Annotated in this window: 13 protein-coding genes; 9 read left to right on the forward strand and 4 right to left on the reverse strand. The window is 72.8% G+C overall.

Annotation, left to right across the window (positions count from 1 at the left end; translation table 11 throughout):
- The first annotated feature begins 36 nt into the window (after window positions 1-36).
- Window positions 37-1,887, forward strand: coding sequence for an AMP-dependent synthetase/ligase (locus tag ACIO9J_RS37585; protein WP_402009493.1), 1,851 nt, complete (start codon window positions 37-39; stop codon window positions 1,885-1,887).
- On the opposite strand, the gene ACIO9J_RS37590 is transcribed toward ACIO9J_RS37585, so the two are convergent.
- Both ACIO9J_RS37590 and ACIO9J_RS37595 read right to left on the reverse strand, forming a co-directional pair.
- A complete protein-coding gene (locus ACIO9J_RS37590) occupies window positions 1,853-2,167 on the reverse strand; it encodes an AzlD domain-containing protein (RefSeq protein ID WP_402009495.1) in 315 nt (104 codons plus the stop codon). The two genes, ACIO9J_RS37585 and ACIO9J_RS37590, sit on opposite strands and share 35 nt — an antisense overlap.
- On the reverse strand, window positions 2,164-2,940 hold the full coding sequence (locus ACIO9J_RS37595) for an AzlC family ABC transporter permease (protein ID WP_402009497.1): 777 nt from the start codon (window positions 2,938-2,940) through the stop codon (window positions 2,164-2,166). The genes ACIO9J_RS37590 and ACIO9J_RS37595 overlap by 4 nt, the downstream gene beginning before the upstream one ends.
- Window positions 2,941-3,062: 122 nt before the next feature.
- Between ACIO9J_RS37595 and ACIO9J_RS37600 the strand changes: the two genes are divergently transcribed.
- Window positions 3,063-3,605: a helix-turn-helix domain-containing protein gene (locus ACIO9J_RS37600; RefSeq protein WP_402009765.1), complete on the forward strand. Its 543-nt coding sequence runs from the start codon at window positions 3,063-3,065 to the stop codon at window positions 3,603-3,605.
- Window positions 3,606-4,226: 621 nt separating this feature from the next.
- Here ACIO9J_RS37600 and ACIO9J_RS37605 read toward each other — a convergent pair.
- Window positions 4,227-5,111, reverse strand: coding sequence for a MurR/RpiR family transcriptional regulator (locus ACIO9J_RS37605; protein WP_402009498.1), 885 nt, complete (start codon window positions 5,109-5,111; stop codon window positions 4,227-4,229).
- 107 nt (window positions 5,112-5,218) lie between these two features.
- Here ACIO9J_RS37605 and ACIO9J_RS37610 point away from each other — a divergent pair, with 107 nt between their 5' ends.
- From ACIO9J_RS37610 to ACIO9J_RS37635, 6 genes are read left to right on the forward strand one after another with little or no spacing between them, the layout of a single operon-like run.
- Window positions 5,219-6,385, forward strand: a complete 1,167-nt coding sequence (locus ACIO9J_RS37610; RefSeq protein WP_402009500.1) for a C45 family autoproteolytic acyltransferase/hydolase — start codon at window positions 5,219-5,221, stop codon at window positions 6,383-6,385.
- Window positions 6,382-8,034, forward strand: a complete 1,653-nt coding sequence (locus ACIO9J_RS37615; protein ID WP_402009502.1) for an ABC transporter substrate-binding protein — start codon at window positions 6,382-6,384, stop codon at window positions 8,032-8,034. The genes ACIO9J_RS37610 and ACIO9J_RS37615 overlap by 4 nt, the downstream gene beginning before the upstream one ends.
- Window positions 8,035-8,052: 18 nt before the next feature.
- Window positions 8,053-9,000, forward strand: coding sequence for an ABC transporter permease (locus tag ACIO9J_RS37620; RefSeq protein WP_402009766.1), 948 nt, complete (start codon window positions 8,053-8,055; stop codon window positions 8,998-9,000).
- Complete coding sequence (locus tag ACIO9J_RS37625; RefSeq protein WP_402009503.1) at window positions 8,997-9,842, forward strand: ABC transporter permease; 846 nt, start codon at window positions 8,997-8,999, stop codon at window positions 9,840-9,842. Before ACIO9J_RS37620 ends, ACIO9J_RS37625 begins: the two co-directional genes overlap by 4 nt.
- Window positions 9,843-9,844: 2 nt before the next feature.
- Window positions 9,845-10,804, forward strand: coding sequence for an ABC transporter ATP-binding protein (locus ACIO9J_RS37630; protein ID WP_402009505.1), 960 nt, complete (start codon window positions 9,845-9,847; stop codon window positions 10,802-10,804).
- Window positions 10,801-11,610, forward strand: coding sequence for an ABC transporter ATP-binding protein (locus tag ACIO9J_RS37635; RefSeq protein WP_402009507.1), 810 nt, complete (start codon window positions 10,801-10,803; stop codon window positions 11,608-11,610). The genes ACIO9J_RS37630 and ACIO9J_RS37635 overlap by 4 nt, the downstream gene beginning before the upstream one ends.
- Window positions 11,611-12,408: 798 nt before the next feature.
- Here the strand turns inward: ACIO9J_RS37635 and ACIO9J_RS37640 are convergent.
- Window positions 12,409-12,612 (reverse strand): cold-shock protein, encoded by a 204-nt coding sequence (locus ACIO9J_RS37640; protein ID WP_006138897.1) that lies wholly within the window; start codon window positions 12,610-12,612, stop codon window positions 12,409-12,411.
- Between the two features lie 406 nt (window positions 12,613-13,018).
- On the opposite strand from ACIO9J_RS37640, the gene ACIO9J_RS37645 reads away from it, so the two are divergent.
- Window positions 13,019-13,873 (forward strand): menaquinone biosynthetic enzyme MqnA/MqnD family protein, encoded by an 855-nt coding sequence (locus tag ACIO9J_RS37645; protein WP_402009768.1) that lies wholly within the window; start codon window positions 13,019-13,021, stop codon window positions 13,871-13,873.
- The last annotated feature ends 8 nt before the right edge of the window (window positions 13,874-13,881 follow it).

Consider the following 13,881-nt stretch of genomic DNA (forward strand, 5'->3'; position numbering starts at 1 on the left):
TCCCGACGGCCGGGCCCGCTCCCTAGCGTCGTAGGCATGCAGCAGACGCGGAAGGACCCGCCCGCACGGCCGACACCGTCCGAACTGCCCGGGACCCTGGCCCTGTTGACCGAGTGGGCGGCTGACCGTCACGGCGAGCTGCCCGCCCTGCGGTTCCGTCGCTCGGGCTCGGACGCGGGCTCGGGCTCGGGCTCGGGCGAGGGTGTGTGGGGTGAGCTCTCGTACGGCGGGCTGCGCGATGCCGTACGCCGGGTGGGCCGTGCCCTGCTCGCGCTCGGCGTACGGCCCGACGACCGCGTGGCGATCCTCGCCGAGACCCGCCCGGAGTGGACCCACGCGCACTTCGGCGTCCTCGCGGCGGGCGCCGTCGTCGTCCCGGTCTATCCGACGGCGGGCGACGAGGAGGCCGTCTGGGTCCTGTCCGACTCCGGCGCGACGGTGGTGATCTGCGAGGACGCCGCGCAGAGGGCGAAGGTGGAGCGGCTGCGGGACCGCCTCCCCGGCCTGCGGCACGTGGTCCTCATGGGCGAGGAGCCCGTCGAACTCCCCCCGGAGAAGGAGCTGTTGGCGCGGGCCGAGGCGCGTCTGCCCGGCGACCTGGCCACCATCATCTACACCTCGGGCACCACGGGGCTGCCCAAGGGATGTCTGCTCACCCACGGGAACCTGCTCGCCGTGCAGGGCGCCACGCTGGCGCTGATCGACGGCGGCCCCGGCGACTCGACGTACCTCTACCTTCCGCTGGCCCATCTCCTCGCCCAGCTCATCGAGTTCACCACGCTGATCGAGGGCGGGGCGCTCACGTTCTACGGCGGGCGGATCGAGGACGTCGTCGCCGAGCTGGCCGAGGCGCGGCCCACCCATCTGCCGTCCGTGCCCCGGCTCTTCGAGAAGGTGCGGTCCGTGGTGCTGTCCCTCGCCGAGGCGCGCGAAGGCGGCCGCGAGCGGTTCGAGGAGGCGGTGCGCATCGGGGTCCTCGCCGCCGACGGCGTCCTGCCGCCCGAGCTGAGGGACGCCCACGAGGCCGCCGACAAGGCCCTGTACGGCCTGGTCAGGCAGGCGCTCGGCGGCCGCGTCCGGTGGGCGCTGACCGGCGGCGCGCCGATCGCGCCCGACACCCTGGACTTCCTGCGGGCCTGCGGCATCGCGGTCTACGAGGGGTACGGCATGACGGAGTCGGCCGGGGTGCTCACGCTCAACCACGCGGGCGCCGTGCGGTACGGGACCGTCGGGCGGGCCCTGGACGGCGTCGAGCTGCGCGTCGGGGACGACGGCGAGGTGCTCGCCAGGGGCGCCATGGTCTTCCCCGGCTACCACAACGACCCCGTGGCGACCCGCGAGGCCGTCGACGCCGAGGGCTGGCTGCACACCGGTGACCTGGGGGAGCTCGACGCGGACGGGTTCCTCACCATCACCGGCCGCAAGAAGGACCTCATCATCACGTCCGCGGGCAAGAACCTCACGCCGTCGCTGAGCGAACTCGCCCTGCAGAACTCGCGGTTCGTCTCGCGCGCGGTGATGGTGGGGGACCGGCGCCCCTATCCGGTGGCGCTGATCACGCTGGACGAGGAGGAGGTCACCGGGTGGGCCGCGCGGGCGGGTGTGCGCCTCGACGCCGGGCCGCCGTCCCGCGATCCGCGCGTGCGGGCCCTGGTCCAGGAGGCCGTGGACGCGGCCAACGCCACCGTGTCCCGCCCCGCCCGCATCCGCGAATTCGCCGTACTCGACGAGGACTTCACGGTGGCGGACGGGCTGCTCACGCCCAGCCTCAAGGTACGCAGGAAGGCCGTGACGGAGCGGTACGCACAGGTGGTGGACGAGCTGTACGCGCGCGGGGCGGGCCAGGAGCCCGCTACTGGACCCCGGCGAGACGCAGCAGCGCCGTAGCCGCGGCCGCGCCGACCACGACCACCGCGAACGGGGCCCTGCGCCAGGCGAGCACCCCGCCCACCAGCACCCCGGCGGGCCTGGCCCACCCGGCGAACCCCTGCCCCTCGGTGAGTGCCCCGGTGGCGAGCAGCGCGACGAGCAGCACGGTGGCGCCCACGGTCAGCAACTCCTGCACGCGCGCCGGGAGTTCGACCCTGCCGTGCAGCACGGGCCCGGCGAGCCGGAAGGCGTAGGTGCCCGCGGCGAGCACGAGGACACAGGCGAGCGTGGCGTTCACGAGGCACTCCCGGAGGTGGCGTTACGGGGGAGGCGGGGGCGGCGCGGCCCCCTGCGGGCGGCGAGCAGTCCGAGCAGGGCGAGCAGCACGGGCACGCCCGCGGGCAGCAGCGGTGCCGCGACGACCGCGATCACCGCACCGGCCGCCGACGCCCTGCGGGCCGCGCTGTCGGCGCGCAGCGCGGGCAGCACCAGGGCGAGCAGCACCGCGGGGAACGCCGCGTCGAGCCCGAAGCGGTTCGTGTCGCCGAGCGCGGTCCCGGCGAGCGCGCCCGCGAGCACGCTGAGGTTCCACGCGGCGAACAGACCGACGCCGGATATCCAGAAGGCGGCCCTGCGCTGCTTCGCGCCGCGCTGGGCGAGCACGAACGCGGCCGTCTCGTCCGTGATGAGGTGCGCGCCGATGAGCCGCGCGGTCCAGGAGCGGCCCAGGTCGTCGGCGAGGGCCAGACTGAACGCCGCCGTACGGGAGTTGAGGAGCAGTCCGGTCGCGGCAGCGGCCACCGGGCCGCCGCCCGCGGTGAGGATGCCGACCGCGCTGAACTGGGCGGAGCCCGCGTACACGAGCAGGGACATGAGCACGGGGACCCAGACGGGCAGCCCGCCCGCGACGGCGATGGCGCCGAAGGAGATGCCGACGACGGCGTCGGCGAGCCAGACCAGCGCGATGTCGCGCAGGACGCCGGGGGGCAGGTGGGCGAGGCGGACGAGACCGGAGTCGGGGCCCTCGCCCGTTCGTCCTGTCGGGCCGTCTGTTCGGTGTGGCGAACGCATGCGTCGTAGGATGGGCGGAGGGAGCCGCGTTCGTCAAGCCGAACGATCGGTCCCCTGTAGCGAACGGGCCAGGGCCACGGGGAGAATCAGGAGCGAACGACGTGACGACTGACGGGTCCCGCATGCCCCGCGAATGGGTCGCGGCGGCGTTGCGCCGCGAGCGGGCCAAGGCCGGAATCTCCCTCTCCGAGCTGGCCAAACGCGCGGGCATCGCCAAGTCCACGCTGTCCCAGCTGGAGGCCGCCACGGGCAATCCCGGCATCGAGACGCTCTGGGCCCTCGCGGTGGCGCTCGGCGTCCCCTTCAGTGTCCTCGTGGAGTCACCGGCCCCCGCGGTCACGGTGATCCGCGCGGGCGAGGGGCCCTCCATGCGGGCCGAGAACTCCTCGTACGTCGGCACGTTGCTCTCCGGCGGGCCTTCCGGGGTCCGTCGGGACATCTACCACGGGGCGATGGAGCCGGGTCCGGCCCGCGAGTCGGACCCGCACATCCCCGGCTCCGTGGAGCACCTCGTCATCAGTACGGGGCGGTTGCTCGCGGGGCCGCGGGGCGAGTCGGTGGAGCTGGCCGCGGGGGACTACATGTCTTACCGGGGTGATGTCCCCCACGCCTACGAGGCGCTGGAGCGGGGCACGACGTTCATCTTGATCATGCAGCACGTGTAGCTCTTCGCGCGGGCCGGTGGGGGCTGGCCGCGCAGTTCCTCGCGCCCCTAAAAGCCAAAAGACTGCGCAGTTCCCCGCGCCCCCAAACCACCCCCCCACCTCCCCGGGCCCCCAAACCACCCCCCACCTCCCCGCGCCCCCAAACCACCCCCCCCACCTCCCCGCGCCCCCAAACCGCCCCCCCGCCTCCCCGGGCTCCCAAACCGCCCCCCCGCCTCCCCGGGCTCCCAAACCGCCCCCCCGCCTCCCCGGGCTCCCAAACCGCCCCCCCGCCTCCCCGGGCCCCCAAACCGCCCCCCCACCTCCCCGGGCCCCCAAACCGCCCCCCACCCTTCCTCGCCCGCCGCCCGCCGCCCGCCGCCCGCCGCCCGCCGAAGGGTGCGGGGCGCGGCGCGCGGTCCTCTAGGGGCGCGGGGAGCGGAGGGGGCGTCTAGGGGCGCGGGGAACTGCGCGATCTTTTAGGGGTGCGAGGAACGGCGCAATCTTTTTGGGGGCGCGGGGAACGGCGCAATCTTCTAGGGGTGCGAGGAACGGCGCAGTCTTTGGCTTTGGGGGCGCGAGGAACTGCGCGGCCCGCCCCCACCGGCCCGCGGAGGAGACGAAACCCCAGCCGCCCGGACCTCACCCCTTCCGAGGCCTAGAGGCCAGCAACTGCTCGCGCAGAGCAGTCAGTTGATGCGACGTGTCCACGGCGCGCGCCTCATCCACCGTCGTCAGCGCCAGCAACACCGCGTCAGCGACGACCAACGCCGTGAGTGCCTCCGTGGTGATCCCTGTCGGCGTATGCGGCGCAGTCAGCACCGCATCCACCCGCCCCCCGTACAACTCGGCAAGTTCATCCGTCACCAGAACCACCCGCGCCCCCACCGCCCGCGCCCGGTCGACCAGGACGGAGATCTCCGCGAGCGCCCGTCCGGGCTGGAAGATCACCACCGCGTCGCCCTGGCGGATGCCGAGCAGATGGTCGGCGAGCGCGAACCCGGTCGCGCCCACGTACCGGGCACGGCGCCCGATCCGGCCGAGTGCCAACGCCATGTGCCGCGCGGCGAGTTCGGACGCGGCCACCCCGTAGCAGTGGATCTCGGCGGCGTCGGCGAGTACGCCCACCGCGTCCCGCAGCGCCTCGTCCGGCGTGAGGCGCCGCGCGTGCTCGATGCGTTCCTGCGCCTCGTCGAAGACGTCGCCCCAGATGTCCCCGAGGTCCCTGCCGACATGCGCGATGCGCTGCTTGAGGCGCACCTCGGGGGCGACCGCCGAGGTGAAGTCCGACGCCAGTTCCCGCTTGAGGGCGGGGAGTCCGGCATAGCCGAGCCGTTGCAGGGCGCGCACCACCGTGGCGTTGCTCGTGCCGCTCGCCGTGCCGAGCTCCTGCGCGCTGGCGAAGAGCAGCGACTCGGGCGGCGCGCTCGCCAGGTACTGGGCGACCGCGCGCTCGGAGGCGGACAGCGCCTCCCACTGGTCGCGCACCGCCGTGCGGAGCCGTTCCACACCCTCTGAAATTTCCATTACGGCTCTTGACTCTCGTGTGATGACGGTTACTCTCCTGGGCAATGCATTCCAAGAGGAGAGTTTCTCGTAATTGACGTTACAGGCTCTCCGTCGCTAGGAGAACCATGGCACCCCGCACGCTCCCCGTGATCGAGATCTCCGGTGGTCCCACCGAACGCGGCCGCCAGTACGGCGAGGCCGTCCGCCCCCTGATCCACTCCGCGCTCGGCTACTACGAAGAGGCCTTCGGCCACTCCGCCGGGCTGACCTGGGACCGCGTCACCGCGCGGGCCGCCCGCTGGCTGGAGCCCGTCCGCGCCTACGCCCCGCACCTCGTCGAGGAGATGCGGGGGATAGCCGACGGCGCCGGGGTGGGCCTGCTCGACATCCTCGCGCTCAACGCCCGCGGCGAGGTCATCTACGACAAGTCGTTCGCGGAGATGACCGCCGACGGGGACCGCGCGGGCGCCGACGAGGAGCCCGCCGAGGGCTGCACCTCCTTCGCCGCCTACGGCGAGGCCAGCGGCGACGGCCACGTCTGGGCCGGCCAGAACTGGGACTGGCGCGCCGGAGTCGCCGACACCGTGGTGATGCTGCGGATCGTGCAGCCCCCGAAGCCCACCCTGATCATGCAGGTCGAGGCGGGCCAGATCGGCCGCCAGGGCGCCAACTCCGCCGGGATCGCGCTCAACGCCAACGGCCTCGGCGGCCGCTTCAGCGACGCGGTGGGCCTGCCCCAGACCGTCGTACGCCGCAGCGTCCTGGACCAGCCCGCCATCACCGACGCCCTCGACGTGCTCTGCCGCACCCGCGCCCACATCGCCAGCAACGCCCTGCTCACCTGCCGCGAGGGCTTCGCCATCGACCTGGAGACGACGCCCGCCGGGCACGGCTGGATGTACCCGACCGACGGCCTCCTCGTACACGGCAACCACTACCAGGCGGGCATCCCCGCCGCCCTCGCCGAGGGCTACCGCCCCCTGTCGTCCGACTCCCTGGTCCGCGTCCCGCGCGCCGAGCAGGGGCTGCGGGCCCTGCGCGCCGCCACCGGGCCCGACGAGTCCCGCAAGATCGTCAAGCAGGCCCTGTCCGACCACCTCGGCCACCCCGAGTCGCTCTGCACCCACCCCGACCCGCGCCAGGAGCCCGTCCGGCACTGGACCACCCTCGTCTCCTCGTGCGTGGACCTGACCAGCGGCGACTACCACGTCACCGCGGGCACTCCGTGCGACCGCGACTACCAGCACCTGCCCTGGAACCTCTACGAAGGACCGTACGGAGACCCCTCATGAGAACGTCCCAGCGCGGGCGGCACGCGGTCGCCGCGGGCCTCGCCGCCACCGCCCTGCTCGCCACCGCCTCGTGCAGCGGCGCCGACACGGCCGCCACCGGCGGCGCCCCCGCCGACGCCGCCAAGCTGAAACTGACCGCCGAGACCCCGGCCGCCAAGGGCCGTCAGGACAAGGCCAATTGGCTCCTGGAGGACGAGCCCGACTCGCTCGACCTCGACACCCAGGGCTCCAGCGCGGGCCGCGTCGTCCTCACCAACGTCTGCGAGCGGCTCTACCAGCTCCAGCCCGACATGACCGTCAGGCCCTTCCTCGCCGAGAAGGCCCGCACGCCCGACGACAGGACCCTCGTCCTGACCGTCCGCGACGGCGTCACCTTCCACGACGGCTCGAAGCTCACCGCCGACGACGTGCTGTGGAGCCTGAAGCGGCACGCCGACCCCGACATGGAACAGGCCGACGAGTTCGGCAACGTCCGCTCGATGAGGAAGACCGGCGACCGCGAGATCACCATCCGCTTCAAGGCCCCCGACGCCCTGTTCACCAAGGCGCTCGCGGGCGACGCGGGCATCGTCTGGAACAAGAAGCAAGTCACCGCCGCGGGAAAGGAGTTCGGCACTCCTGGTCAGCCCGACGCCTGCTCGGGCCCCTACACCCTGGGCAACTGGAAGTCCGGCGACTCCCTCACCATCGAGGCGTACGACGAGTACTGGGGCGACAAGCCGCTCACCGACCGCGTCACCTTCCGCTGGGCCTCCGACAGCGCCCTGGTCAACGCGCTCAAGACCGGCGCGGCCGACGGCGCCTACGCCGAATCGCCCAACACCGCGTCCGCGCTGCGCGGCGCCAAGGGCCTCGACCAGCACTACGGACCCTCCACGGCCTCCCTCGTCCTCATCCCCACCGCGCGCGGCGGCCTCAAGGACGCGCGGATCCGCCGCGCCCTGTCCCTCGCCATCGACCGCACGGGCATCGCCCGGTCCGGCTTCGGCGGGCTCGTCCAGCCCTGGGCCACCCCCGTCGGCTCCGGCGCCTGGGGCTACGAGAAGGAGCGGTTCGCCGCCGCACAGCGCGAGTTGGACGACGTCGCGCCCGCCTCGCCCACCGCCGACGACCTCGCCGAGGCCAAACGCCTGGTGAAGTCCGCGGGCGCCCCGACGGACCCGGTCGTCATCGGCACCGACAGCAGCCAGGGCCGCACCGTCGTCGCCAACGCCGTACGCGCCGCCCTCCAGCGCATCGGCCTGAAGGGCCAGATCAAGACCGTCCCCACCGCCCAGTTCGAGGAGTTCTACAGCGATCCGGGGGCCCGCGCCGACATCGACGTCCTGGTCGGCGACTGGTACATCTCCAAGGCCGACCCCATGGGCTTCTACGACAACGGCCTCTCCGACTCCTCCAACAACTGGGTCGGCTTCAAGGACAAGACGTACGACGCGCTCGTCCACCGCGCGCTCGGCACCCTCGACGACAAGGCCCGCGCCGCACTCGCCCTCGACGTGCAGCGCCGCTTCTCCGACGCGGCCGTCTGGATCCCGCTCGCCCAGGTGCCCTCCGCCCTCGTCATCGACGACCGCATGACGGGCCCGCCGGCCTCCCAGTCCTACCTCTACTACCCGTGGGCCGCCGAACTCGGCCTGAAGAAGGGCTAGGTGACCGCCGTGGCCTCCCTGCTTCCCCGTCTCCTGCGGCGCGTCGCGGGCCTGCTCGCCACGCTCTTCGCCGCTTCGTTCGTCATCTTCGCCGCCGTCTACGCGGCGCCCGGCGACCCCGCCGTCTTCCTCGCGGGCGGCCGCGACAAGCTGACCCCCGAGCGGCTCGCCACCGTCCGCGCCCAGTACCACCTGGACGAACCCCTCGTCGTCCAGTACGGGCGCTGGCTGTGGGACTGTGTCCACCTCGACCTCGGCCGCTCCTTCAAGTACAGCGACCAGGTGTCCGACCTGGTCGCCGCCCGCTTCCCGACCACGCTCCAACTCGTCGCGTACGCCACGGTCCTGTTCGTCGTCCTCGGCGTCGGCGCGGGCGTCCTCGCCGCCGTCAAGCGGTCCACCTGGGTCGACTCCGCGGTGGTGGGCGGCACGACGCTCGCCGCCTCCGTGCCGTCCTTCGTCGCCGCCATCGCGCTCGTCTCGCTCTTCGGCGTCCAGCTCGGCTGGTTCCCCGTCACCGGCGGCGGCGAGGGATTCACCGGCACCCTGCACCATCTGACCCTGCCCGCCCTGTCGTTGGCGCTCGGCGCCCTCGCGATCATCAGCCGCGTCACCCGCCAGGCCATGGCCGACGCGGCGGCCTCCGACCACGTCGAGGTGGCCCGCGCCTCCGGCGTCCCCGAGCGCGACATCATCCGCCGCCACGTGCTGCGCAACGCCCTCGGCCCGATCGTCACCATGTGCGGTCTGGTCACCGCGGGCATGCTCGCCGGCACCGTCGTCGTCGAGACGGCCTTCGGCATCAGCGGCATCGGCTCGCTGCTCGTCGGCGCCATCAACACCCACGACTTCCCCGTCGCCCAGGCCGTCCTGCTCCTCATGGTCACCGGCTACATCGTGGTCACGACGCTGGTCGACGTCGTCCATCCGCTCCTCGACCCCCGCGTGAAGGGAGCCGCGTCATGACCGCGCCCGCCGTCGCCCTCGCCCCCCTCGCCGTACGCCGCCGACGCCCCCTCGGCGTCCTCGTCGCCGGAACCTTCCTCGTCCTCGTGGTCGTCGCCGCCGTCTGCGCACCGCTGCTCGCGCCGTACGCCCCCGACGCCATCGACCTGTCCGCCTCTCTGGTCGGCACCGGCGGCGACCACCTCCTCGGCACCGACTCCTCCGGCCAGGACCTGCTGTCGCGCGCCCTGTACGGGGCCCGCACCAGCCTGCTCGCGCCGGTCCTGCTGCTCGCGGTCGCCGCCGCGCTCGGCGTCACGCTCGGTGTCCTCGCGGCCTGGCGCGGCGGCTGGGTCGACGCCCTCGTCTCCCGGCTCACCGACGTGATGTACGCCTTCCCGGGCCTCCTCTTCACCGTCCTGATCATCGCCGTCTTCGGCGCGGGCATGACGACGTCCGTCCTCGCGCTCGGCCTCGCCTTCACCCCGACCATCGCCAAGTACACGCGCTCGCTTGCCCTTTCGGAGGCCCGCAAGCCCTACGTCGACGCCTACCGCGTCCTCGGCATGGGCGGCGCCCGCATCTGCGCCGCCCACGTCGTACCGAACCTGGCCCGCGCGGTCCTCGGCTACCTGGTGGTGTTGTTCGGCGAGGCCCTGATGTCCCTGGCCACGCTCTCCTACCTGGGCTTCGGAGCCCAACCCCCGTCCTCCGACTGGGGCTTGATGGTGCAGGAGGGCCAGGCCGCCGTCGTCCAGGGCGCCCTGCTGCCCGCGATGGTGCCCGGCACGGCCATCGCCCTCGTCGTCGTGTCCTTCAACGTGGTCGGGGTCTGGGCCGCCGACCGGCTAGGGAGGCAGTGACCATGACACTGCTCGACATCCAGGACCTCACCGTCCGTATCCCCGGCGCCGCGCGCCCCGTCCTCGACTCGGTCTCCCTGCACGTCGCGCCCGGCGAAGTCGTGGGCCTGGTCGGCGAGTCGGGCTCCGGCAAGTCGACCACGGCGAAGGCCGCGATCGGCCTGCTGCCCGCCGGTGCCGAGGCCACCGGCACGGTCGGCTTCGCGGGCACCGACGTACTCGCCCTCACCGGCGAACGCCTGCGCGCCCACCGGTCCGGTCCTGTCGCCATGGTCCACCAGGACCCGCGCGCCGCCCTCAACCCGGTGCGCCGCATCGGCGACTTCCTCACCGAGCGCGGCGCGACGCGGGCCCGCGCGGCCGAACTCCTGGAGGCGGTCGGCCTCTCGTCCCCCGAACGCCGCCTGCGCCAGCGCCCCCACGAACTCTCCGGCGGCATGCTGCAACGCGTCGTCATCGCGGGCGCGCTGGCCGCCGAACCCCGCCTGCTCCTCGCCGACGAGGCGACCAGCGCGCTCGACGTGACGACCCAGGCGGAGATCCTCGCGCTCCTGCGCACCCTGCGCGCCGACCGCGACCTCGGCCTGCTCCTCATCACCCACGACCTGCACCTGGCGGCGGCGTACTGCGACCGCGTGTACGTGATGTACGCGGGCCGAGTGGTCGAATCCCGCTCGGCCGACGCCCTGTTCACCACGCCGGCCCACCCCTACACCCGGGGCCTCCTGTCCTGCTCCCCGACCCTGGGCGAATCCCACCCCCTCACCCCGATCCCCGGCCGCCCGCCGTCCCTCTCGGACACGTTCACCGGCTGCCCGTTCGTGAGCCGGTGCGGGGAGGCGGAGGCGGCCTGCGAGACGTGGACCCCGCGGCGCACGGAACTCGACGACGGCGGGACGGCGGAGTGCGCCGTGGCCCTTACGTCGCGGAGCACGCCCACCAAGGAGGCGAGCCACGGATGACGACAGACCTGCTCAAGACGGAGGGGCTCACCAAGACGTACCCCCTCCCCGGAGGGGCGCGCCACACGGCCGCGCGGGACGTCACCTTCACCGTCCCCCGGGGAGGATCCCTGGGCATCGTGGGGGAGTCCGGCTCGGGCAAGACGACGGTGGCGAGGATGCTCGTGGGCCTGATCCGCCCGGACGAGGGCGGGATCCACATCGAGGGCCGCCCGCGCGCACCCCGTACGCCGCGGGGCAGAACCGCCCGTCTGGCCAGGGCCCGCGAGATCCAGATGGTCTTCCAGGACCCGTACATCTCCCTGGACCCGAGGCTCACGGCCGCCCAGTGCGTACGGACGGCCCTGCGCCTGCACGGCCGCGAGGACAGCCACGCCGAGACACTCCTCGACCAGGTGGGCCTCGGCACGAGAGAGGCGGGCGCCCGCCCGAGGGAACTCTCCGGCGGCCAGCGCCAACGTCTGGCCATCGCGCGCTCACTGGCCGTGGACCCCAAGGTCCTGGTCCTGGACGAGGCGGTAGCGGCACTGGACGTCTCGATCCAGGCCCAGATCCTGCGCCTGCTGACCGAGATCCGCGCCGAAACGGGCGTGGCCCTGGTCTTCGTCAGCCACGACTTGGCGGTGGTGCAACACGTCACGGAGGAGGTCCTGGTGATGCGCCAGGGCGAGGTGGTGGAACAGGGCCCCACATCAAGGGTCCTGACGTCCCCCCAACACCCCTACACGCACCTACTCCTGACCTCGGTCCCGACGAAGAACTGGGACCCGGAGAAGGCGACCCGAGCGAGAGAGGCAATCGGTTAAGGCCCGTCGCCCGGGGGCCTCGACCTCCGGGACTTGGGCGGGAGCCCGGGCTCCGGCCCAGGGCCCACGGCTCCGGGCGTTCGCGCAGGGGCGGGGACTCGGACCTCCCCCCAAGGAGCAGAAGGCGGGCCTCCCACCCATGGAGCAGAAGGCGGGCCTCCCACCCATGGAGCAGAAGGCGGGCCTCCCACCCATGGAGCAGAAGGCGGGCCGCCATCCCAAGGCCCAGGGGGGCCGGGCTCCTGCCCGAAGCGCAGGGTCTGGGATCGAGTTCAGGGCCGAGGGCCCGGGGTTCTCGCACAAGGCCCAGAGAGCGGGGCTGGCGCTCAGGGCCGGGGGCCAGTGCTGTCGTCCATGGCTCAAGGGTTCAGACTCCTTGCCCAAGGCTCAGGAATCCGGGTCTTCGCTCAGGGGTGAGGGCTCGGGGCTCCCGCCCAAGGCGCCGAGGTCCGCGCCCCCGCCCATGCTCCAGGGGCTGGGGCTCCCGTCTAGGCCCGAGGTCCAGGGATCCGGGCCCCGCCCATGCCCCAGATCCCGTGGCCTCCAGCCCAGTGCCGAGTGCCCAGGCCTCCATCCAGGGACCCGCCCCCCGCCCGGGGCCAGAGACCAGCCCCCGCCCAGGGAGAGGGACCAGCCCCCGCCCAGGCCAGGGGCACCCCCCAAGGCCCAGGGGCCAGAAAAAGGCAGGAGCCCCGCTTCCCCCGCAACCGCGGAGGAGCAGGGCTCCTTGGGTACTGCATCCATGTCCGGATCAAGTCACCGGAGGAATCACACGCCCCACTCACATGGGGCGTCCGATTACATCGGGGTGACGTTCTCCGCCTGCGGGCCCTTCGGACCCTGCGTCACGTCGAAGGAAACGGCCTGGTTCTCCTCAAGGGAGCGGAAGCCGTTCGCGTTGATCGCGGAGTAGTGGACGAAGACGTCCGGGCCGCCGCCTTCCTGGGCAATGAAGCCAAAGCCCTTTTCAGCGTTGAACCACTTCACGGTTCCGGTAGCCATAAGCCCTCCTTGGGCCAAAGGGTTGCCCTGCTCCAGAACCAGCGATTGTTTAAACAACTGCATAAGTCTGAAAACGACGAGAGCCCGCGGGGTCACATGCTCCGCAGGCTCTGTACTGCAAGGGAAACCAAACTGCAACTTGCGGCGAGCTTAGCACGCAGACAGCCGAATGCAATAGGGGGCAAGATCACGTCACCCGGAGGTTTGATGTGGCTCCCGACAGAGTTGACACAGCGGCCCCGGAAGGCTCCGTGTGACACCCCCGGAGAGGGCCCGCACACGGCTCCCGGGGAACCCGGCGGGACGCACGAGGGGCCCGGCGCCCGCACCGTACCGCACGGGGGCTAGCCTCGCCGATGTGGACAATTCTCCCCTGGACGACCTCGCGGGGGCAGGCGCCGAACCGCTGCCAAGGCCCCCTCGCACCCCTCGGCCGCGCGTCGGCCACATCCAGTTCCTGAACTGCCTGCCCCTGTACTGGGGCCTCGCGCGGACCGGAACGCTCCTCGACTTCGAGCTGACGAAGGACACCCCGGAGAAGCTCAGCGAGCAGCTGGTGCGGGGCGAGCTCGACATCGCCCCCGTCACGCTGGTCGAGTTCCTCAAGAACGCCGACGACCTCGTCGCCTTCCCCGACCTCGCGGTCGGCTGCGACGGCCCGGTGATGTCCTGCGTGATCGTCTCGCAGGTGCCGCTCGACCAGCTGGACGGCGCCCGGGTCGCACTCGGCTCGACCTCCCGCACCTCCGTACGCCTCGCGCAGCTCCTGCTCGCCGAGCGCCACGGCGTGCGGCCGGACTACTACACGTGCCCGCCCGACCTGGGCCTGATGATGCGCGAGGCGGACGCCGCCGTACTCATCGGCGACGCGGCGCTGCGCGCCAACCTGATCGACGCCCCCAAGCTCGGCCTGGACGTCTACGACCTGGGCGAGATGTGGAAGGAGTGGACGGGGCTGCCGTTCGTCTTCGCCGTCTGGGCGGCCCGGCGCGAGTACGCGGAGCGCGAGCCCGAGGTGGTGCGCGAGGTGCACAAGGCGTTCCTGTCCTCCCGCGACCTCTCCCTGGAGGAGGTCGGCAAGGTCGCCGAGCAGGCCGCGCGCTGGGAGTCCTTCGACGCCGGCGTCCTGGAGCGGTACTTCACGACGCTCGACTTCCGCTTCGGCGGGGCGCAGCTGGAGGGCGTGACCGAGTTCGCCCGCCGGGTCGGGCCGACGACGGGCTTCCCTGCGGACGTACGGGTGGCGCTGCTGGGGTCCTGACCCCGGGG

The organism is Streptomyces sp. NPDC087300 (assembly GCF_044744425.1).
Classification (GTDB): domain Bacteria; phylum Actinomycetota; class Actinomycetes; order Streptomycetales; family Streptomycetaceae; genus Streptomyces.